The following is a 20,040-nucleotide window of genomic DNA, read 5'->3' as shown; positions in this document are numbered from 1 at the left end:
AGGGAATAGGTGATAGGATGGCAAGTATAGAAGAGATACAAAAAGCGGTGGAAATGGGCGATCCAGATGCCGTCAATACGCTTCTCGAAGCGTATTTGCTGAAAGGCGATCCGGATGAGCAATATGATCTATCAGAATGGCTCGCAGAAATCGGCTACGTAGAAGAAGCGATCAAAGTGCTCGAACATTTAGAATACGTTTTTCCAGAGGAATCGCAATTGAAAGTGGACCGCGCGAACATGCTGATGGAAGTGGACCGCGAAGATGAAGCGCTAAATACGCTTATGGAAATTGCGAAAGAAGACGAGCTTTATCCGCAAGTGCTGGTCACTCTAGCCGATCTTTTCCAATTGCAAGGCCTTCTTGAAGCCGCAGAAAACAGGCTCAATGAAGCGATCGAGCTACTTCCGGATGAACCGCTGCTGCTGCAAGCGAAAGCGGAGCTCCTTTTAGACTCGGGACGTTATTTGGAATCGGCAAAGATTTACCAAGATCTGCAGCGTGACAACGTTCAAATAGAAGGCGTCAATTTGTCAGAAAGGCTGGCTGAAGTCTACAGCGCTGGTGCTGCTTATGAAGAAGCTCTGCCCCATTACGAAGCGGTGCTGGCCGACCAAGTGCAGCCGGATGTGCTGTTCGGAGCCGCATTTGCTGCCTTCCAGACGAAACAATATGAAATGGCCGTCAAAAGGCTCGATGAGCTGATTGAATTGGATCCGGATTATTTTTCCGCATACTTATTGCGCGCACAAAGCTTGAACATGGCAGAAGATTACGAAGGGGCGTACAGCTCGATTCAACAAGGCATCTCGCGCGACGAGTTCGATAAAGAGCTTTATTTGTTTTCAGGCAAGCTGGCGTTGAAACTTGGGAAAACAGTGGAAGGCGTCGACCAGCTAAGGCAGGCGGTTGCGCTTGATCCGGAATACATGGAAGCCATCTATACGCTCGTGTCTTATTTCCACGCAGAAGAAATGGATGATGAAGTCGTTGAATTGGCTGAAACCGTCATCGCCAATGAAGATGACTGGGCAGGGCTTTACCCAATGCTTGCCGAATCATACGAACGCACCGAAAATTTTGAGCAGGCAGCTGTTTATTATGAAAAGGCGTACCCTTCATTCCGCGAAGATCCGAATTTCCTTGAAAAATACGCACGCTTTTTAATCGAGGAAGGAAAAAGAGGCAAAGCCCTCGAAATTATAAAGGAACTTCAAGTTTTGGAACCTGAAAACCCGGATTGGTTTGATTGGCAACAGTCATTTGAGTGAAAGGGGGAATTCCGATGACCGCTTCAGTTTCTGTAGGAGAAAAAAAGCAGTTCGTCCGATGGTTCTTGCAATCCCATAAAATGAAAAGGCGGGAATGCATCTGGATACTCAATTACATGCTCAGCAATGAAGAGCTTCTCGAAAAAACACATTTCGTGGAGGAAGCCCATTATTGCCCACGAGCAATGGTCATGTCCTCGACTGAGTCGGAAGAAATCCCTTTCCGTTTCTATAAAGGCAATTTGATGACTGCAGATGCTGAAAAATCCTTTCATGACTTAAGGCTTAATCCGAACGATGATTTGTTCGTACAACTGAATTTTCCAAATCGCCCGCCGTCCGCACTTTATTTATCGGTGTTGGAGGAAAACCCTTATATGCCGAAAAATGCGATGATTACTGACGAGGACCGGCAGGTTGCTGAAAAAATGTTGGAAGCGAGCATGGCCGCTTTCCAGGAAGATGCAATTTTAAAGCAGATTGACGAAGCTCTTGATGCGAATGACCGTGAAAAATTCTTTGAACTTTCCGCGCTGCTCCATTCCATCAAGATTTTAAAGGAATCGGAGAGTGAATAAGAAAGATGCATTTTACAGGAAGAGATATCGACCAATATATACAACAGCAGCAATATGTAGATACTGCAGTAATTCCGCTCGTCCAGCTTGATTTAGCCCCGAACGGCTTGAAACAAAGTGCAAGCGCTTCGGATTACCTGCAGTCGCTGACGAATCTGCTGGAAAAGCAATTCAAAGGCAGAATCCTGCTGTTTCCTCCGGTCACTTATTCAAAAAATGGCGATCGAAGCCGACTTGCGGAGGAAATGAACACCGAAATGGCGAACACCGGTTTTAAGCATGTGTTTTATGTAACGACAGATGCCGAATGGCGCACTTTTGAAGAATTGAATAATGTTTTATGGCTGCCGGCTATTCCGACTGAGAACATGGATCAATCGTTTAAATTATCAGTTATGGAAGACCAGCTTCGGCAAGTATTGCCGCTTTTTATAAAAGAATGGTCGAAGCCTTCATGAAATGTTCACAAACTGCGACATATAGAAACAATGCGATATTGACCTAAACATTTGATTGATATATCATTAGGTTGTCCTAGTAATTATATTTGAAATGAGTATGTCCATTGGACTGACCTTGAATGTTAGAGGGGGGAAAAGGATGAGTAATAATCGTGTATCACGACGTCAATTTTTAGGCTACACTTTAACAGGTGTTGGTGGATTTATGGCAGCAGGCATGCTGATGCCGATGGTTCGTTTTGCAGTCGACCCGCTTTTACAAGAAAAAGCTGGCGGAGATTTCATTTTGACCGATCAAAAAGTAGCTGACTTGAGCGAAGAGCCAGTACGCGTCGACTTCGCATTTGAACAAGTAGATGCATGGTATACATCTGAAGTAACAAGTTCAGCTTGGGTGTATAAACAAGGGGATAAACTGATTGCCCTGTCACCTGTCTGTAAACATTTGGGTTGTACAGTCAACTGGGGAGGCGATCCGGAACACCCGACGCAATTCTTCTGCCCATGCCACGCAGGGCGCTACGAGAAAAATGGCAAGAACATTGCCGGAACTCCACCGCTTGGGCCGCTCGATGAATTCGCTATCGAAGACCGCGACGGCTTAGTCGCTCTCGGCGCGGTGAAAGAGAACACATTAGTTTAATAGTTAGGGGGTACGATACCAGTGCTAAACAAGTTATATGATTGGGTTGATGAGCGGTTGGATATCACGCCAATCTGGCGCGATATCGCTGACCATGAAGTACCGGAACACGTAAACCCCGCACACCACTTCTCTGCATTTGTTTATTGTTTCGGAGGATTGACGTTCTTCATAACAGTAATTCAGATCCTGTCAGGTATGTTCTTGACAATGTACTATGTGCCGGATATTGAAAATGCTTGGCAGTCGGTTTATTATCTTCAAAATGAAGTTGCTTTTGGAGAAATCGTGCGTGGGATGCACCACTGGGGTTCTTCTCTTGTAGTTGTTATGATTTTCCTTCATACACTGCGTGTATTCTTTACAGGTTCTTATAAGAAACCTCGTGAACTTAACTGGATCGTCGGCGTATTGCTATTCGGCGTTATCTTAGGTCTAAGTTTCACAGGCTACTTGCTTCCATGGGATATGAAAGCATTATTTGCAACAAAAGTTGGTATTGAAATTGCGGCTTCTGTTCCGGTTATCGGCGGCGCAATCAAAGTCTTGCTTGCAGGGGATTCTACTATCCTTGGTGCACAGACGCTTACCCGATTCTTCGCGATTCATGTATTCTTCTTGCCCGCTGCTTTGCTTGGGTTGCTCGGCGCGCATTTTATCATGATCAGAAGACAAGGTATTTCTGGCCCATTGTAAAAAATGCGGCTCAAAGGATTTATTTAAGGAGGGGACACTATGCATCGCGGAAAAGGGATGAAATTCGTCGGGGATTCACGTGTACCAGGTTTGCAGCATCGTAAGCCGAATATCCCGAAAGATTACTCCGAATATCCTGGCAAAACAGAAGCTTTCTGGCCGAACTTCCTTCTTAAAGAATGGATGATCGGTTCTGTCTTCTTGGTTGGGTACTTGCTCCTTACTGTTGCGCATCCATCGCCTCTAGAAGGCCAGGCGGATCCAACAAATACGGCTTATATTCCATTGCCAGACTGGTATTTCTTATTCTTATACCAATTATTGAAATATGAATTTGCATCTGGTCCATTCAACGTTGTCGGTGCCATCATTATGCCAGGTTTGGCATTCACTGCTTTGATGCTGGCTCCGTTCTTGGATCCAGGTCCGGAGCGTCGCCCGTCAAAACGGCCGCTTCCGACAGGCTTTATGCTTTTAGCAATCGCTGCTATCATTTTCCTTACGTGGGAATCAGTAGCCAACCATGACTGGGAAGCTGCTGAAGCACAAGGGAAGATTACAGAAGAAGTTGAAATCGACACAGCCGATCCAGGTTATGAAATCTATTCAGGTTCAGCCTGCATCAGCTGCCATGGCGATAACTTAGAAGGTGCAGTCGGACCGGCTTTGACTACAACGGAATTTACAGCAGAAGAAATTGCTGAAATCGCTGTTAACGGCATTGAACGTGACGGAGAGCAAGTAATGCCTCCATCATGGGATGGTTCCGAAGAAGACCTTAAAGTCATGACAGAATTCATCGATGGTTTATCCGAATAATACTAAAAAAAAGAGCCGGGAAACCGGCTCTTTTTTGCTACTTGAAAGGAAGAAACCGATGCTCTCCACAATACAGAAATTATCCGCCTGGTTGATGTTCCGCCCATTTTTGATCTTATTGTTCATCGTCAATTTGGCAGGCACGATTTATGGGTACATATGGTACGGTTGGCAACTTGAAATCACCGAGCCCAAATTTTTGATCTTTGTTCCGGATAGTCCAACAGCAAGCCTGTTCTTCACAATAGTGCTGGGGCTGTGGATCATCGGCAAAAAAAGTGCGCTTTTTGAGGCGTTGGCTTTTGTGACACTCATCAAATACGGTTTATGGGCAGTTGCAATGAACCTTCTAACGTTATATGAAATTGGTTCAATCGGTTGGATTGGTTGGATGCTGGTCGTTTCCCATTTCGCGATGGCGGTACAAGCTGTCCTTTATATTGATCATTACCGATTTGGTTGGCTGGCCGCCGCAATTGCAGCGGTGTGGACGCTGCATAACGATGTCATCGATTACGTATTTGGCCAAATGCCGATTTACAGCAGCCTGAATATGTATACGGCACAAATCGGTTATTTCACGTTTTGGCTGTCGATCGCCTGCATTCTTTTCGCTTTCTTTGTCGTGTCTCTGAACAAGCCTACTAAGCGTTTCAGTTGACCTTAGTTGACCAAAGTTAGTAAAATAGGGATATAATCGAACGCAGAAAGGCGTGGGGGATTAATGGGTTATATCGTCTATTTTATTGTGTTGCTGATCATTCCGATTTGGGCGCAGCTAAAACTGAAAAGCACTTATAAGAAATATTCCAAGATACGCTCGACCTCCGGACACACCGGTGCGGAAGTCGCCCGCATCATTTTAGACCAGAACGGATTGCAGGATGTCCAAGTGGTGGAAAGCCGCGGTATGCTGAGCGACCATTACAATCCAATGACAAAAATCGTTGCGTTGAGCAGCCATAACTTTCATGAAGCTTCCGTGGCAGGTACGGCAGTAGCGGCACACGAGGTGGGCCACGCAATCCAGGATGCAGAAAGCTATGCGTTCTTGCGCATGCGCCATCGCCTCGTACCGATCGTCAATATTTCCTCGAATATGTCTTGGATTTTCATCATGATCGGATTGTTCTCTTCTTGGAGCAATGGCCTGTTGATCGGTATCATTCTTTTAGCAGCTGGTGTTCTGTTCCAGCTCATCACTTTGCCAGTTGAATTCAATGCTTCGAGCAGAGCGATGGACCAATTGCTTTCGCATAACATCATCCGCAACGATGAAGAGCGCGATGCAAAAAAAGTATTGAGCGCAGCAGCAATGACTTATGTCGCTGCTACAGCCGTAGCAGTTCTAGAACTTGCGCGCTTGTTGCTGATCTACACGAGTATGAACCGTTCTTAATAGACGCAAAAAAACCCGATCCGGCATTGCCGGGTCGGGTTTTTTTATTGGAGTGGGCGTTTCAGTTCATCGAGGGTGAAGCCTTCTCCCATGACATCGTGTACCTCAGTCATTGAAACGAAAGCATGCGGGTCAACGCTGTTGATGATATTCTTCAACCGCACGATTTCGTTTTTGGCCACTACGCAATAAAGGACTTCCCGTTCTTCTTTCGTGAAATGGCCATAGCCGCGGAGGATGGTGATGCCGCGGTCCATCTCGGCTGCGATGCGGTTTGCGATTTCTTCCTGAGAATTAGAAATGATCATGGCACCCCGTCCGGCATATGCGCCATCCTGCACAAAATCAACAACGCGCGCACCAACGAAAACAGCGACAAGCGTATACATCATCGTGCGGTTATCCAAGAACGTGAGGCGGGATAAGGCGATGACTCCTGCATCAAAAAGGAACATCGTCTTGCCCATGCTCCAACCGCTGTACTTCTGGACCAAGCGGGCGATGATATCGACGCCGCCAGTCGTTCCGCCGTAGCGGAAAATGATGCCAAGCCCAATGCCGACAAAGACGCCGGCGAACAGCGTAGCCAAAAACAAATCTTCATGAAGATCGATTTGAACTTCGTAAACCAGAAAAATTTTCAGGAAGACCGAAACGGCGACCGTCCCAATGATGGTATAAAGGAAAACCTTTTTGCCAAGAAGCTTCCAGCCAATGAAAAATAAAGGTATATTCAATAGTAAGTTCATGAGCGCTGGATCCCATTGGAACAGGAAAAACAATATAAGCGTGATGCCTGCAAAGCCGCCTTCCCCTAATTCGTTCTGGATATTGAAATGGACAAATCCAAAACTGTAAATGGCAGAGCCTAACAAGATGAAAAAAATGTTCTTCAAGCGCAATTCTTTCACAAAATCATCCCCCAAATGTAAATTCGACTTCTGTATTATCGGTTAAAATAATGATTTTGACAACATCTCTTGTTTTCTTTACGATGAAACGAGGAGTGTGATGTTATGGACGGCAATAAATCGATGAAAGACCTGCAAATGGATGTGGACAAATACATAAGCCAGTTTAAAGAAGGCTATTTTACACCGCTTGAATTGGTCGCTCGCATGACGGAAGAACTGGGTGAATTGTCCAGAGAAGTGATGCACGAATACGGTCCGAAAAAAAAGAAGGCTTCTGAAAATGCAGGCAGCATTGCCGATGAGATGGGAGATATGTTATTTGTGCTCATCTGCATGGCCAACTCACTCGATATCGACTTGGCAGAGGCGCACGATCGCGTAATGGCTAAATTCAATACACGGGACAAAGACCGATGGACAAGAAAGGAAGAGGGATAAATGACAATAAAAGTGGCAATTGCAGGACCAAGAGGCAAGATGGGCCAGGAAGCGGTACATACAGTGATGAAAAATGCCGATATGGAATTGGTGGCAGTGCTGGATTATAAAGACATCGGAGCAACCTTAGCGGACACGGATATTTTTCCGGATTCATATGATGTTCCTGTTTTTACCGATATGGGAGAAATGTATGATGCAACCGAGCCGCATGTCTTGGTCGACTTGACTTCGCCTGAAGCGGTTTATAAGCATACCAAAAAGGCTTTGGAATTGAACATCCGGCCGGTTGTCGGCACAACTGGATTTTCGGATGATGAACTGAAAGAATTGGCCAGTTTGTCTGAAGATACGCGCATCGGCTGTATCATCGCACCCAATTTCGCGGTCGGTGCTGTATTGATGATGAAGTTTGCCGAGCAGGCAGCAAAGTACTTGCCGGATATCGAAATCATTGAAATGCACCATGACCAAAAATTAGATGCCCCGTCAGGCACAGCCATGAAAACGGCACATCTGATTTCTTCTCAGCGCCAGACCCATCAGCAGGGCCATGTCCATGAAAAAGAAACTCTTGAAGGCGCGCGCGGAGCGAATTATGATGGCATGCGAATCCATAGCATCCGCTTGCCAGGGCTTGTCGCCCATCAGCAAGTACTGCTTGGAGGAGAAGGACAGTTATTGACCATCCGCCATGACTCCTTCAACCGCGGTTCGTTCATGTCAGGCGTGGTATTATCAATTAAAACCGTTATGAAAACGGAAAAACTGATTTATGGACTCGAACATATAATTGACTAGAGGGGTAGAGCCTATGAAAATTGCATTGATTGCACACGACCGCAAAAAAGATGATTTGATTCAGTTCGTCACCGCTTATCAGCCGATCTTATCAGAACATACGCTTTACGCGACCGGAACGACCGGACGCCGCATCATGGACGAAACGGACTTAAATGTCATTCGGTTCCGTTCAGGACCGCTTGGCGGAGACCAGCAGATTGGCGCCATGATTGCGCAGGATGAAATGGATATGATCATTTTTTTCAGAGATCCGCTCACTGCACAGCCGCATGAACCCGATGTATCAGCGCTGATGCGTTTATGCGACGTCTATAACGTTCCGCTCGCGACGAATATGGGAACGGCGGAAGTATTATTAAAAGGCCTGGAACAGGGCTTTGTAAACTGGCGGTTAATCCGTGAACAGAGAGGATAGGAGTGGCTGCAATGCGAAAAATGAAAATAGGCATCATGTGTTATCCGACTGTAGGAGGCTCAGGCATCATTGCAACAGAGCTGGGCAAGATGATTGCAGAGAAAGGCCATGAAGTTCATTTCATCACGTCGAGTACGCCTTTTCGGCTGAACCGGATGGACCCGAACATTTTCAGCCATCAAGTCAGCGTCAATACGTATTCTGTGTTCGAATACCCGCCATACGATATTGCATTGGCGACGAAAATAGCAGAAGTCATCAAAAATGAAGGGCTGGATCTCTTGCATGTCCATTACGCGATCCCACACGCGGTTTGCGCAATTCTTGGGCGTGACATGGCAAATTCGGACATCGGCATTGTCACGACGCTTCACGGCACCGATATTACGGTGCTGGGAACCGACTCGTCGCTGACTGAAGCTATTCGCTATGGAATTGAGAAATCCGATATCGTCACGGCGGTTTCCAACTCACTTCGCGACCAGACCTATGAGTTGGTAGGGCCTAAAAACCGGATTGAGACCGTATATAACTTTGTAGATGAACGTGAGTATAAAGTGAAGGATTCGAGCCAGTTAAAAAGGGACCTTGGGATTGCCGACGATGAAAAAGTGTTGATACACGTTTCCAACTTCCGCAACGTTAAACGGGTGGAAGATGTAGTTGAAACCTTCTATAAAGTGCATGATCAAGTAGATTCGCGATTGATGCTTGTAGGCGATGGGCCGGAGATGGGGCGCATCGTCCAGCAGGTCAAAAATTTAGGCATTGAGGAATATGTGCTGTTCCTGGGAAAAAGGGATAATTTGACAGAATTATACAATATCAGCGATGTTAAATTGCTGATGTCGGAAAAAGAGTCGTTTGGCTTGGTTTTATTGGAAGCGATGGCTTGCGGCGTGCCTTGCATCGGCACGGCTGTCGGCGGTATGCCTGAAATCATTGAACCGGGCTTCAATGGTTATCTGGTAGAGCTTGGAAACACGAATGAAGCTGCGTTGAGCACGCTGAAAATCCTTTCAGACGAAGAAGAATACGCGCGGCTAAAAGCCGGTGCGTTGGAAACAGTCCAACTGCGCTTCCATTCATCTAAAATCCTGGATCAATACATCGGCTTATATGAGCGTTTGTTGGATAAAGGCGAAGGAAAATGAAAACAGCCGCAAAGGTGATCCGGAATTTGGAGAACGCCGGCTTTGAGGCATATATCGTCGGTGGGGCAGTGAGGGATTATTTGCTCGGAAAAGTGCCTCACGATATGGACGTTGCATCTAACGCATATCCGGAAGAAGTGAAAAAACTCTTTAACCGGACAGTCGACATCGGCATTGAACACGGTACTGTCCTTGTGCTGATGGAAGGCGAAGGGATTGAAGTGACGACGTTCCGGACTGAAAGCGAGTACACGGATTTGCGGAGGCCGGACAAAGTGGAATTTGTCCAATCGCTGGAAGAAGATTTGAAAAGGCGTGATTTCACTATCAATGCCATGGCGATGGATAAAGAACTGGCAATCATCGATCCGTTTGGCGGAAAAAGCGATTTGGAAAAATGCTTGATCCGAGCCGTCGGGGAGCCGGGCGAACGTTTTCAGGAAGATGCATTGCGCATGCTTCGAGCTGTCCGTTTTTCAGGACAATTAAACTTTGCCATCGAAGAAGGAACGCTTGCGGCTATCCGCAGCCACGCACCGTTGATCCGCGCAGTTGCAGTAGAACGCCTGAAAAATGAACTGGATAAGATTCTCCTCAATCCGAGAACGCAGCGCAGCATGGCTTACTTGAAGCATTCAGGTTTGGCAGAGCATCTGCCGGCAGGCAGACTGCTGTCGATGGACTGGTCCAGCTATGTGCCGAGAGGCCAAGCGGCTTTCGGTTGGGCTTATTTGCTGCACAGCCAGCAAAAACAATTCGAAGAAATCAAAGGCTATAAATTTTCCAACGGTGAAAAGCGGCTGGTCGAGCGTGCACTGGAAGCGGCGAGCCTTGATGCATGGGACGACTGGACGTTTTATTGTTTCGAGGCGAAAGAACTTGAAATCGCTTGTTATTTGAATGGAACGGAGATGGACATTCCTTTAAGAAAAGAGCGTTTGCCGATTAAGTCCAAGCGGGAGTTAGCTGTAAACGGCATCGATCTGATGGTTTGGAGCGGCCGAAAGCAAGGGCCGTGGCTGAGACACTGGATTGAAAAAATGGAGCGGCATGTCGTATACGGCCAGCTTGAAAACGACAATGACACAATAAAGGATTGGTTTCTAAATGAATATAACGGTGACTCATAAATTAGCCGGGAGGCTGATCGAAGCTAAAGGCACAGCCGTTTCCGGGCAACAGCTGGCAGACGAATTCGGCATTTCACGGACGGCGGTCTGGAAGCACATCAAAGAGCTGGAAGAACAAGGCTATAAAATTGCCTCTGTCAAAAAGAAAGGCTATAGCCTCGTCAGCCAACCGGATACATTGGAACCTGCCGGGCTTCAGCCGTTGCTGAAAACACGCAAGATCGGGCACAACATGGTCTACCGGCAATCGTGCGCTTCGACACAGATCATCGCTCACCAATTGGCCCAGGAAGGAACACCGGCAGGCACTGTCGCCATTACAGAAGAGCAGACGGCTGGACGAGGCCGTATGGCGCGAGTATGGGATTCGGCATATGGCAAAGGAATTTGGATGAGTGTTGTGCTGCGACCGGATGTCGTGCCGCAGAAAGCGCCGCAATTTACATTGGTTGCAGCAGTGGCAATGGTGCGAGCGATTGAAGAAGTAACAGGGGTCAAGGCGGAGATCAAATGGCCGAACGATATATTGATCAAAGGAAAGAAATGCACTGGCATCCTGACCGAGCTTCAATCGGATGCTGATGGCATCCAGGCGCTGATCATCGGCATCGGGTTGAACGTCAACCAGGAGCTATCCGATTTTGACGTTCAAGTACAGCCAATTGCCACTTCTTTAAAAATGGAAAGCGGCAAACATGTCAGCCGACAAGACATGGTCCGCGCCATCCTTTTTTACCTTGAGCAATACACGGATCTTTATATCGAGGAAGGCTTCGGCATCTTAAAAGTGCTGTGGGAAAGCTATTCATCGACAATCGGCAGCAAAGTTCGCGCACGCTTGCCAAAAGAGACGCTAGAAGGCATTGCGGAAGGCATCACGGAAGACGGCGTCCTGCAACTCCGGACGGCTGACGGCAAGCTGCATGCCATCTATTCGGCTGATATCGAGATGACAAGTTGAAGTATTTTGTTTTCTGCAAATTTCTGATATAGTATTTTTAGCGGGCAGTATCGCATGCGAACTGCACCGGAAAATTAATACAAAATGAACTTAATAGTACGAAGATCTGCCTTGATCTATCGCATGACAGGGACGGAGAGACCTAAACTTACATTTTCTGTCCTTCTGCCCATTTAGCGGCTGGAGGACTTTTTATATGGCCTTCTTCCCGAGAGGAGAGAACTACTTGGAAATCATTACGACATTAAAGGACCTAGCAGCATGGGTCCAAAAGACGAAACGGCAGGGCGATTCGATCGGCCTTGTGCCGACAATGGGTTATTTGCATGAAGGCCATATTTCGTTGGTGGACATGGCAAAAGCTGAGAACGCCAAAGTGGTGATGAGTATTTTCGTCAATCCGGCGCAATTCGGGCCGAACGAAGACTTTGACCGCTATCCCCGCGACCTTGAACGGGACAGCGAACTTGCAGCAGCTGCAGGAACGGATGTTATTTTTGCTCCGTCCGCAGCGGAGATGTATCCTAGAGAATCCCAGATCCAGTTATCTGCAGGACCATTGGCTAACGTTTTGTGCGGAGCAAAGCGCCCTGGCCATTTTGACGGTGTGCTGAAAGTTGTGACGAAATTATTTCATCTAGTACAGCCAGACCGGGCTTATTTTGGACAAAAAGATGCGCAGCAACTGGCGATCATCGAATCGCTTGTGGAAGATTTTAATTTTCCGCTGGCAATACGGAGAGGCGAGACTGTCCGCGAAGAAGACGGATTGGCGAAAAGTTCGCGCAACGTCTATTTAAGCGAAACCGAAAGGCAAGAAGCTGCCCATCTACGCAAAGCTCTGCTGCTTGGCGAACAAGCAGCCCTCAACAATGAAGACGCGGTGCAGTCCATGACGGCATACTTGGAGCGTGAAGTTTCAGGCAAGATTGATTATATTGAATTGCTGTCTTATCCGGATTTGGACCACAATGTGCAAGGGCAAGCCATATTGGCACTCGCAGTGCAATTTGAAAAAGCTCGATTGATCGACAATATTATATTTCCGAAAGAAGGGAAGAACTGAATTATGCTTAGAATGATGCTCAATTCCAAAATACACCGTGCCACTGTGACCGAGGCTGACTTGAATTACGTCGGAAGCATCACCATCGACCAGAACATCCTTGATGAAGTGGGCATGCTGGCAAACGAGAAAGTCCATGTCGTCAATAACAACAACGGCGCCCGTTTTGAAACGTATATCATTGCGGGAGAACGCGGAAGCGGCGTTATTTGTGTCAATGGCGCAGCCGCCCGCCTCGTGCAGCGCGGTGATATCGTCATCATCCTCACATACGGCTACGTCATGGATGAGCAGGCGCGCAGCCACAAACCGACTGTTGCCATCATGGGCGAAAACAACGTAATCCGTGAGATCATCAATTACGAGCCTGAAGCAACTATTATGTAATGGAGCGATAGGAATAAGCGGACAATCGGCCTAGGCTGATTGTCCGCTTTTTTTAGTTCATTTTTTTTCAGAGGAGTTTTGTGCAATGAATTTCTAGTCTGGCGCACAGCGTAAAACAGGGGGATATGGTACAATTTTTAAAGAATGAATCACCTGAGAAAGAGGGTTTGCCATGAACACCCAGAGATACGTCGTTGTCGATATTGAAACAACGGGCCATTCCCCTGCAAAAGGTGACCGGATTATTCAAATAGCGATGGTAACGATTGAAAATGACATAATAATTGATACATATACGGAATTCATCCATCCCCAAAAGAAAATACCTGTTTTCATCCAGGATTTGACGGGCATTTCAGATTCGGATGTTAAAGATGCGCTGCCATTTGAAGCCCATGCAGCAAAAATCTTCAGTATGCTTGATGATGCTGTGTTTGTGGCCCATAACACTAATTTTGACCTTCCTTTTTTGCAAGCGGAACTTCAGCGCAGTGGCTTGCCAAAATGGCATGGGCTGACAATGGACACGGTTGAGATGGTGCGCCTCATGTATCCGACAGCGTTCAGTTTTAAATTGCAGGACATCGCTTCGGTGCTCAACATCCCTTTGGAGAACGCACATCGGGCGGATGATGATGCGGTGGCTACAGCTCATCTGTTCTTGAAAGCCAAACGGGATTTCAGCCTGTTGCCTTATGAAACATTGGCATTGCTCCACAAACGCTCGTTCCAGTTGAAATCAGATCTTTCCCGGCTGTTTTTTGAACTGACGCAGAAAAAACGCAGTGAACAGCAAGCACAATGCGAATATTTCCAAGGGATCCCACTCAAGCATCGGGGTGGTATGGAAAGAGTGGAGCTTTCCTATCAGCCGGCACACGATTGGGAAAAATCGCTTGAAAAGGCCTTCCCGAAATTTGAAAGGCGCCAGAGCCAATTCGATATGATGGCTTCGATCGAACAAGCTCTGAAAAATAAAGAAGAAAGAGTGATCGAAGCTTCCACTGGCATGGGAAAAACGATTGGCTATTTGCTGCCGGCTGTGAATCACGCGATTGAAACCGGTGAACAGGTGCTCGTGAGCACGTATACGACCCATTTACAGGATCAGCTCGTCCAAAAAGATGGGGAAATCGTCAGCCGCTTAGTCGGCTCGCCAGTAAGGATTTCATTGATCAAAGGGCTTGGGCATTACATCGATTTGCCGAGATTTGCAGAATTGGTGCACGGGCAGGATGAATCTTATGACGAGTCGTTTACGATCATGCAAGTGCTGATCTGGCTGAATATGACGGATACGGGCGATTTGAATGAACTTAATGCATCAAGCGGCGGGCAATTTGTGTTGGATAAAATACGGCGTTCGCATTTAAGAAGATTGGCCCGGGATGAAAGGCGCCTCGATTTTTATGAATATGCGCTTGAGAAATCCAAAAGAGCACAAGTGATCGTTACAAACCATTCGTTTTTATTAAATCAGCGGATGCCGCACCAAAGCATTCTCGCCAATGTAGGCGCATATATTTGGGATGAGGCGCATCAAGTTGTCCAGGCGGCGATATCGCAGCACGAAAAAACATTCGTTTATACACAATGGAAATATATTTTCGGCCAATTGGGCACGTTTGAAGACCAGCAATTGTTCTATAGGCTCTATCAAACAGCGGAAAGGGGCGGCTTCTCGACAGTGCCCGAATTGCTGAAGCTTGAATCGCTGTTCTTGAAATTCACGGCGTTGTTCGACGAAACGACAAATGGTTTGAGTGCAGCGTTCTATGCGAAATTCCAAGGCAGCCGCCACAAAAAATGCTCGACGCTATTGAGTGAATTGAGCTATGACAGGCAGAGGTTTATGGAACTTCTCGGATTTCTCAATGATTGGATTGACTTGTCCCAGCTCGTTCTGCAAAAAGCGGAACGGCTGACAGAAACGTCTGTACAGGATAAATTGGTCATTTCAAACTGGCGTTATTGGACAGAGGAATTAATGGTCAAGGCCGTCGAGTTCGGTGAAATTTTCGTCTTTCCACTTGAAGATGAAGTAAGCTGGCTGGAAGCGGATTTAAGAAGCTTGCCGACGAGCTTGTCATTTTACAAACGGCCATTTGAAGTGACATCGATTGTCCAACGGGTGGTGTCGCCTGTACGCGGGAAAAAATCGCTGATATGGCTGTCGGGAACGATGAGTGTACCGTCAAATGAACGATTTATCGTCAACCAGCTTGGCATTCCGAATAGCGTACCGATCACCAAGTTCAGACCACCGGAAGAATTCTATCAGGGGGCCCGGGTTTTCATTGTTGATGATATGCCCGAAATCCAGCATGTATCGCAAAGTGAATACATCGAATCGGTAGCGGATGCCGTAATCCAGACGGTGCTGGTGACAGAAGGCCGCTGCTTCGTACTGTTCACGTCCCAGGATATGCTTCGTAAGACAGTGGACTTGATACAGGATACCGGGCTGCTTGATGGCTATATGCTATTTGCGCAGGGGATAACTTCCGGCAGCCGCATGAAACTGCTGAAATCGTTCCAGCGGTTCCAGAAGTCGGTGTTGTTCGGCACGAACAGCTTTTGGGAAGGGGTTGACGTACCAGGTGATGCGCTGCGCGCCGTCGTGGTCGTGCGCTTGCCATTCACTTCACCGGACGAGCCAATCTTCAAAGCGAAATCGGAAGCGATTTCCAAAGAAGGCATCAACCCCTTTTTGTATTACGCTTTGCCAGAGGCGGTTCTTAGGCTGCGACAAGGATTCGGCCGTCTCATCCGATCGAAAGAAGATCAGGGATTATTCATCGTCCTGGACCGCAGGATTGAAACAAAGTCGTATGGCGTCGAATTCCTAAATGCGCTGCCACGCGTTAAGGTCTCAAAAGTGTCATTGGAAAAGATGGTAACGGATATTGAACATTGGTATAATAAGCAATGATATAAAGTGGAACCACATATACAGAAGGGAAGATCGCTCTAATGGAATCGAAAATTGAAGTGCTGTCCACCGTGACAGTTAATTACCAAGCAGATTTGTACAAAGTCGTTGATGCACTGAACCGTACTTTAAAACACGATAATTTAATGTTCGGGTTGGCACTGGACAAAGAAGATCCTGAAAAAGCGATTTTTACAATCTATAAGACATAGGTGAGAAAATGAAACAATGGATCGTATTTATACTTGGATTTCTGTCATTTTTGGCAGTTGCATTGATGATCGTCGTCATGGTAGCAGGCAATAAGCCATACACCGAAGTTGAACAGCTGGCAATTGAACGTGTGAAAAGCGAGGATATGCTGGCGGAAGTTAAGCAGGCATATGTCTACGCCAATAAACAGACAGCCGTCACGGTAATCGGAACGGATGAAAAAGGCAAGCTGAAAGCGGTCTTTGTGCCTGCCGGCGAAGACGAAATGCGTGGGCTGATGATGGAAAATGCAGTTGCCGCAAAGCAGGCGCGCAAAGTGGCGCTTGATGGAATGGATGTCAAAAAAATCCTCCATACCAAATTGGGACTTGAAAAAGACGGTCCTGTCTGGGAAGTTGTTTTTATCAATGAAAAAGACCAGCTCAACTATGTTTATATCTTAGCGGCTGATGGCTCGAAATGGAAACAAATCCTGAATATGTGAAAGGGTTGGAGAAATTGATTAAATTAGCAGAGCGCGTACAAACTTTAACACCGTCTACTACATTGGCAATCACAGCAAAAGCGAATGAATTGAAAGCGCAAGGTGTGGACATCATCGGCCTTGGTGCAGGTGAACCGGATTACAACACGCCTGAAAATATCATTGAAGCAGCTTACCGTTCGATGAAAGAAGGCAAGACGAAATACACGCCGGCGGGCGGGCTTCCTGCCTTGAAAGAAGCAATCATCGACAAATTGCAGCGCGACCAAGGGTTGGCGTATAAGCCGACCGAAATCATGGTTGGAATTGGCGCTAAGCATGTCTTATACACATTGTTTCAGGTGCTGCTGAATGAAGGCGATGAAGTGATCATTCCAATCCCTTATTGGGTAAGCTATCCGGAGCAAGTGAAATTGGCAGAAGGTGTTCCTGTATACATAGAAGCGACTGCCGGCCAGCAATATAAAATAACGTCTCAGCAATTGAAAGAAGCCATTACAGACCGCACGAAAGCAGTGATCATCAACTCGCCAAGCAATCCGACAGGTATGATTTATACAAAAGAAGAGTTGCACGAACTAGCGGAGGTATGCCGTGAGAGGGACATTCTGATTGTTTCTGATGAAATTTACGAAAAACTGATTTACGGCGATACCGTTCACACATCGATCGCAGAGCTGTCAGAAGACGCGAAAAACCGCACGATCATCATCAACGGCGTTTCCAAATCGCATTCGATGACAGGCTGGAGAATCGGCTACGCAGCCGGCGATTCTGCACTGATCAAAGCGATGACGGATTTGGCTAGCCATTCGACATCTAATCCGACAACGACTTCCCAATACGCGGCGATTGAAGCGTATAATGGAACACAAGACACGGTAGAGGAAATGCGCCAAGCTTTCGAAAGCCGTTTGGAAACCATTTTCCCGAAAGTCAAAGCGATTCCCGGGTTTACGGTAATCCGCCCGCAAGGCGCATTTTACTTGTTGCCAGAGGTATCGGAAGCGGCACAAAAAACGGGCTATTCAACAGTGGATGAATTTGTAGAAGGGCTTTTGACTGAAGCGAACGTTGCTGTAATACCAGGTTCTGGGTTCGGCGCGCCATCGACAATCCGCTTATCGTACGCAACTTCTCTCGAAGCATTGACGGAAGCAGTGGAACGCATCCATAAATTCGTAACATCTAAATGGAAAGACTGAGTGGAATATAATTTCTGGAGGCTATGATGAAAAAGATTACTATTGCTGAAATGGCAAAATACAACGGACAGACAATTAAATTAGGAGCTTGGGTATCGAACAAGCGCTCAAGCGGAAAAATTGCATTTTTGCAATTGCGCGACGGATCAGGCTTTGTACAAGCTGTCGTCGTCAAAGCGGAAGTCGGGGATGAGCTTTTCGCAGCTGCGAAATCGCTGACCCAGGAAACTTCTCTTTATGTTACAGGCGAAGTGAAAGAAGACTCACGTTCTTCATTCGGCTACGAGCTTGCAGTCAGCGGCATCGAAGTGATCCACGAAGCAGTGGATTTCCCGATTACGCCGAAAGAACATGGTACGGAATTCTTGATGGACAACCGCCATTTGTGGCTGCGTTCGCGCAAACAGCACGCCATCATGAAAATCCGCAACGAAATCATCCGTGCGACGTATGAATTCTTCAACGACAATGGTTTTGTCAAAGTAGATCCACCAATTTTGACGGGTTCTTCGCCGGAAGGAACTTCTGAGCTTTTCGCAACGAAGTATTTTGATGAAGATGCCTATCTATCTCAATCGGGCCAGCTTTACATGGAAGCAGCCGCCATGGCGCTTGGTAAAGTTTTCTCATTCGGGCCTACATTCCGTGCAGAAAAATCAAAAACCCGCCGCCACTTGATCGAATTTTGGATGATCGAACCTGAAATGGCTTTTGTGGAACATGCAGAAAGCTTGGAAGTCCAAGAACAATTCGTAGCACATCTCGTGCAATCAGTGCTGAAAAATTGCCAATTGGAGTTGGAGCGCTTAGAGCGCGACACGACGAAACTTGAAAAAATCAAAGCGCCATTCCCACGCATTTCCTATGATGATGCCATCAAATGGTTGAATGACAACGGTTTTGATGATATCAAATGGGGTGAAGACTTTGGTGCACCGCATGAAACGGCAATTGCTGAACATTACGATATGCCGATATTCATCACTAATTACCCAATCGGCATCAAGCCGTTTTATATGCAGCCGCATCCGGAGCGCGACGACGTTGTGCTTTGTGCAGACATGATTGCGCCTGAAGGCTATGGCGAAATTATTGGCGGTTCTGAACGGATCTACGATTACGAATTGATGAAACAGCGCATCGCTGAACATGGTCTAGATGAAAAAGCCTATGCTTGGTATTTGGATCTCAGTAAATATGGCGCAGTGCCGCATTCAGGCTTCGGCCTAGGTTTAGAGCGTACGGTTGCATGGATCAGCGGAGCGGAACACGTCCGTGAATCTATTCCTTTCCCACGCCTGTTGAACCGTCTATACCCTTAATATTGAAATGGTCAATGGAATAAAGAATAGAAAGGTGGTTGGGATATGAAACAGCCGAATCGATTGCACACCTGGATCGAGCAGGGGAATGTTCACATTTCCCAGCTCTTTTTTCAGTTTTATAAAGAGTTGAAGATAACCGATGAAGAAGCGATGCTGATCATGCATATCCATGCTTATCAACAGGCAGGCAAGACGTTTCCGACACCTGATGAAATCGGCGCACGTATGATGGCGACACAAACAAACGTGACAACAATGCTGCAGAAATTGATGCAGCAAGGTTTCCTCGCTATCGAGCAGGAACCCGGAGAAGATATTAAGACGGAGCGTATTTCCTTGCTGCCGTTATGGGACCGCTTGCTGGATTGTGTATATAAAGAGCGGCACGCAGAACAGGAATCGTCCCAGAAAGAGCTTGAAGGAGAGATTTTCCAGCTTTTCGAACAGGAATTTGGCAGGTTTTTGTCGCCGATGGAGATTGAGACGATTTCCATGTGGATGGACCAGGACGGCCATACACCAGCCATTATCCGCATGGCGCTGAAAGAAGCAGTCATTTCCCAAAAAATCAGTTTGCGCTATGTGGACCGCATTTTATTTGAGTGGAAAAAGAAGAACATTAAAACGACAAACGAAGTTTCAAAGCACGCTAGTTCTTTCAGAGAGAAAAATATCCAACTTCAGCCCGCAGCTTCAAATACGAAAAAAGTACAGTTCTACAATTGGCTGGAGGATCGGAATTAGA

23 protein-coding genes are annotated in these 20,040 nt (G+C 46.7%); 22 read left to right on the top strand and 1 reads right to left on the bottom strand.

The features are described 5' to 3' along the window. Window positions 1-17: 17 nt before the first annotated feature. From AC4EHB_RS03485 to AC4EHB_RS03450, 8 genes are all read left to right on the top strand, one after another. Window positions 18-1,271, top strand: a complete 1,254-nt coding sequence (locus AC4EHB_RS03485) for a tetratricopeptide repeat protein (protein WP_490980674.1) — start codon at window positions 18-20, stop codon at window positions 1,269-1,271. 14 nt (window positions 1,272-1,285) lie between these two features. Further along, complete coding sequence (locus AC4EHB_RS03480; protein WP_490974205.1) at window positions 1,286-1,849, top strand: ReoY family proteolytic degradation factor; 564 nt, start codon at window positions 1,286-1,288, stop codon at window positions 1,847-1,849. Window positions 1,850-1,854: 5 nt separating this feature from the next. Further along, window positions 1,855-2,307 carry a DUF2487 family protein gene (locus AC4EHB_RS03475; RefSeq protein ID WP_490974204.1) on the top strand — a complete coding sequence of 151 codons (453 nt, stop codon included), beginning with the start codon at window positions 1,855-1,857 and terminating at the stop codon, window positions 2,305-2,307. Between the two features lie 142 nt (window positions 2,308-2,449). Next, entirely contained in the window at window positions 2,450-2,953 is a 504-nt protein-coding gene (locus AC4EHB_RS03470; RefSeq protein WP_490974203.1) for a QcrA and Rieske domain-containing protein, read from the top strand. Window positions 2,954-2,974: 21 nt separating this feature from the next. Then, window positions 2,975-3,649: a menaquinol-cytochrome c reductase cytochrome b subunit gene (gene qcrB / locus AC4EHB_RS03465; RefSeq protein ID WP_135505413.1), complete on the top strand. Its 675-nt coding sequence runs from the start codon at window positions 2,975-2,977 to the stop codon at window positions 3,647-3,649. 39 nt (window positions 3,650-3,688) lie between these two features. Beyond that, window positions 3,689-4,468 (top strand): c-type cytochrome, encoded by a 780-nt coding sequence (locus tag AC4EHB_RS03460; RefSeq protein ID WP_490974202.1) that lies wholly within the window; start codon window positions 3,689-3,691, stop codon window positions 4,466-4,468. A 58-nt stretch (window positions 4,469-4,526) separates the two neighbouring features. Next, window positions 4,527-5,129 carry a lipoprotein heptaprenylglyceryl N-acetyltransferase LhaT gene (gene lhaT / locus AC4EHB_RS03455; RefSeq protein ID WP_490980673.1) on the top strand — a complete coding sequence of 201 codons (603 nt, stop codon included), beginning with the start codon at window positions 4,527-4,529 and terminating at the stop codon, window positions 5,127-5,129. A gap of 63 nt (window positions 5,130-5,192) precedes the next feature. Continuing rightward, window positions 5,193-5,867 carry a zinc metallopeptidase gene (locus AC4EHB_RS03450; protein WP_490974200.1) on the top strand — a complete coding sequence of 225 codons (675 nt, stop codon included), beginning with the start codon at window positions 5,193-5,195 and terminating at the stop codon, window positions 5,865-5,867. Window positions 5,868-5,911: 44 nt separating this feature from the next. On the opposite strand, the gene AC4EHB_RS03445 is transcribed toward AC4EHB_RS03450, so the two are convergent. Beyond that, on the bottom strand, window positions 5,912-6,778 hold the full coding sequence (locus tag AC4EHB_RS03445) for a YitT family protein (RefSeq protein ID WP_490974199.1): 867 nt from the start codon (window positions 6,776-6,778) through the stop codon (window positions 5,912-5,914). A 105-nt stretch (window positions 6,779-6,883) separates the two neighbouring features. On the opposite strand from AC4EHB_RS03445, the gene AC4EHB_RS03440 reads away from it, so the two are divergent. From AC4EHB_RS03440 to AC4EHB_RS03375, 14 genes are all read left to right on the top strand, one after another. Next, window positions 6,884-7,219, top strand: coding sequence for a nucleotide pyrophosphohydrolase (locus AC4EHB_RS03440; protein ID WP_490974198.1), 336 nt, complete (start codon window positions 6,884-6,886; stop codon window positions 7,217-7,219). Next, window positions 7,220-8,020, top strand: coding sequence for a 4-hydroxy-tetrahydrodipicolinate reductase (dapB, locus tag AC4EHB_RS03435; protein ID WP_490980672.1), 801 nt, complete (start codon window positions 7,220-7,222; stop codon window positions 8,018-8,020). Between the two features lie 13 nt (window positions 8,021-8,033). Next, window positions 8,034-8,438 (top strand): methylglyoxal synthase, encoded by a 405-nt coding sequence (mgsA, locus tag AC4EHB_RS03430; protein ID WP_490980671.1) that lies wholly within the window; start codon window positions 8,034-8,036, stop codon window positions 8,436-8,438. Window positions 8,439-8,449: 11 nt separating this feature from the next. Next, window positions 8,450-9,592, top strand: a complete 1,143-nt coding sequence (gene bshA / locus AC4EHB_RS03425; protein ID WP_490974195.1) for an N-acetyl-alpha-D-glucosaminyl L-malate synthase BshA — start codon at window positions 8,450-8,452, stop codon at window positions 9,590-9,592. Beyond that, window positions 9,589-10,722 carry a CCA tRNA nucleotidyltransferase gene (locus tag AC4EHB_RS03420; RefSeq protein WP_490980670.1) on the top strand — a complete coding sequence of 378 codons (1,134 nt, stop codon included), beginning with the start codon at window positions 9,589-9,591 and terminating at the stop codon, window positions 10,720-10,722. Before bshA ends, AC4EHB_RS03420 begins: the two co-directional genes overlap by 4 nt. Beyond that, complete coding sequence (locus tag AC4EHB_RS03415) at window positions 10,700-11,683, top strand: biotin--[acetyl-CoA-carboxylase] ligase (protein ID WP_490980669.1); 984 nt, start codon at window positions 10,700-10,702, stop codon at window positions 11,681-11,683. The genes AC4EHB_RS03420 and AC4EHB_RS03415 overlap by 23 nt, the downstream gene beginning before the upstream one ends. 226 nt (window positions 11,684-11,909) lie before the next feature. Further along, window positions 11,910-12,749, top strand: coding sequence for a pantoate--beta-alanine ligase (panC, locus tag AC4EHB_RS03410; protein WP_490980668.1), 840 nt, complete (start codon window positions 11,910-11,912; stop codon window positions 12,747-12,749). A 3-nt stretch (window positions 12,750-12,752) separates the two neighbouring features. After that, window positions 12,753-13,136, top strand: a complete 384-nt coding sequence (panD, locus tag AC4EHB_RS03405) for an aspartate 1-decarboxylase (protein ID WP_490974191.1) — start codon at window positions 12,753-12,755, stop codon at window positions 13,134-13,136. Between the two features lie 172 nt (window positions 13,137-13,308). After that, entirely contained in the window at window positions 13,309-16,068 is a 2,760-nt protein-coding gene (gene dinG / locus AC4EHB_RS03400; protein WP_490980667.1) for an ATP-dependent DNA helicase DinG, read from the top strand. 41 nt (window positions 16,069-16,109) lie between these two features. After that, entirely contained in the window at window positions 16,110-16,280 is a 171-nt protein-coding gene (locus tag AC4EHB_RS03395; protein WP_135505439.1) for a YpmA family protein, read from the top strand. A gap of 8 nt (window positions 16,281-16,288) precedes the next feature. Beyond that, window positions 16,289-16,765: a cell wall elongation regulator TseB-like domain-containing protein gene (locus AC4EHB_RS03390; protein WP_490980666.1), complete on the top strand. Its 477-nt coding sequence runs from the start codon at window positions 16,289-16,291 to the stop codon at window positions 16,763-16,765. 14 nt (window positions 16,766-16,779) lie between these two features. Beyond that, window positions 16,780-17,970 carry a pyridoxal phosphate-dependent aminotransferase gene (locus AC4EHB_RS03385; protein ID WP_490980665.1) on the top strand — a complete coding sequence of 397 codons (1,191 nt, stop codon included), beginning with the start codon at window positions 16,780-16,782 and terminating at the stop codon, window positions 17,968-17,970. A 26-nt stretch (window positions 17,971-17,996) separates the two neighbouring features. Beyond that, on the top strand, window positions 17,997-19,292 hold the full coding sequence (asnS, locus tag AC4EHB_RS03380) for an asparagine--tRNA ligase (protein ID WP_490974187.1): 1,296 nt from the start codon (window positions 17,997-17,999) through the stop codon (window positions 19,290-19,292). 45 nt (window positions 19,293-19,337) lie between these two features. Beyond that, complete coding sequence (locus tag AC4EHB_RS03375; RefSeq protein WP_490974186.1) at window positions 19,338-20,039, top strand: DnaD domain-containing protein; 702 nt, start codon at window positions 19,338-19,340, stop codon at window positions 20,037-20,039. Window position 20,040: the final 1 nt, after the last annotated feature.

It is taken from the genome of Planococcus sp. TJ-302 (assembly GCF_058268455.1).
Note: the sequence above shows the minus strand (reverse complement) of the source record. Positions and strands in the feature narration are given on the sequence as shown.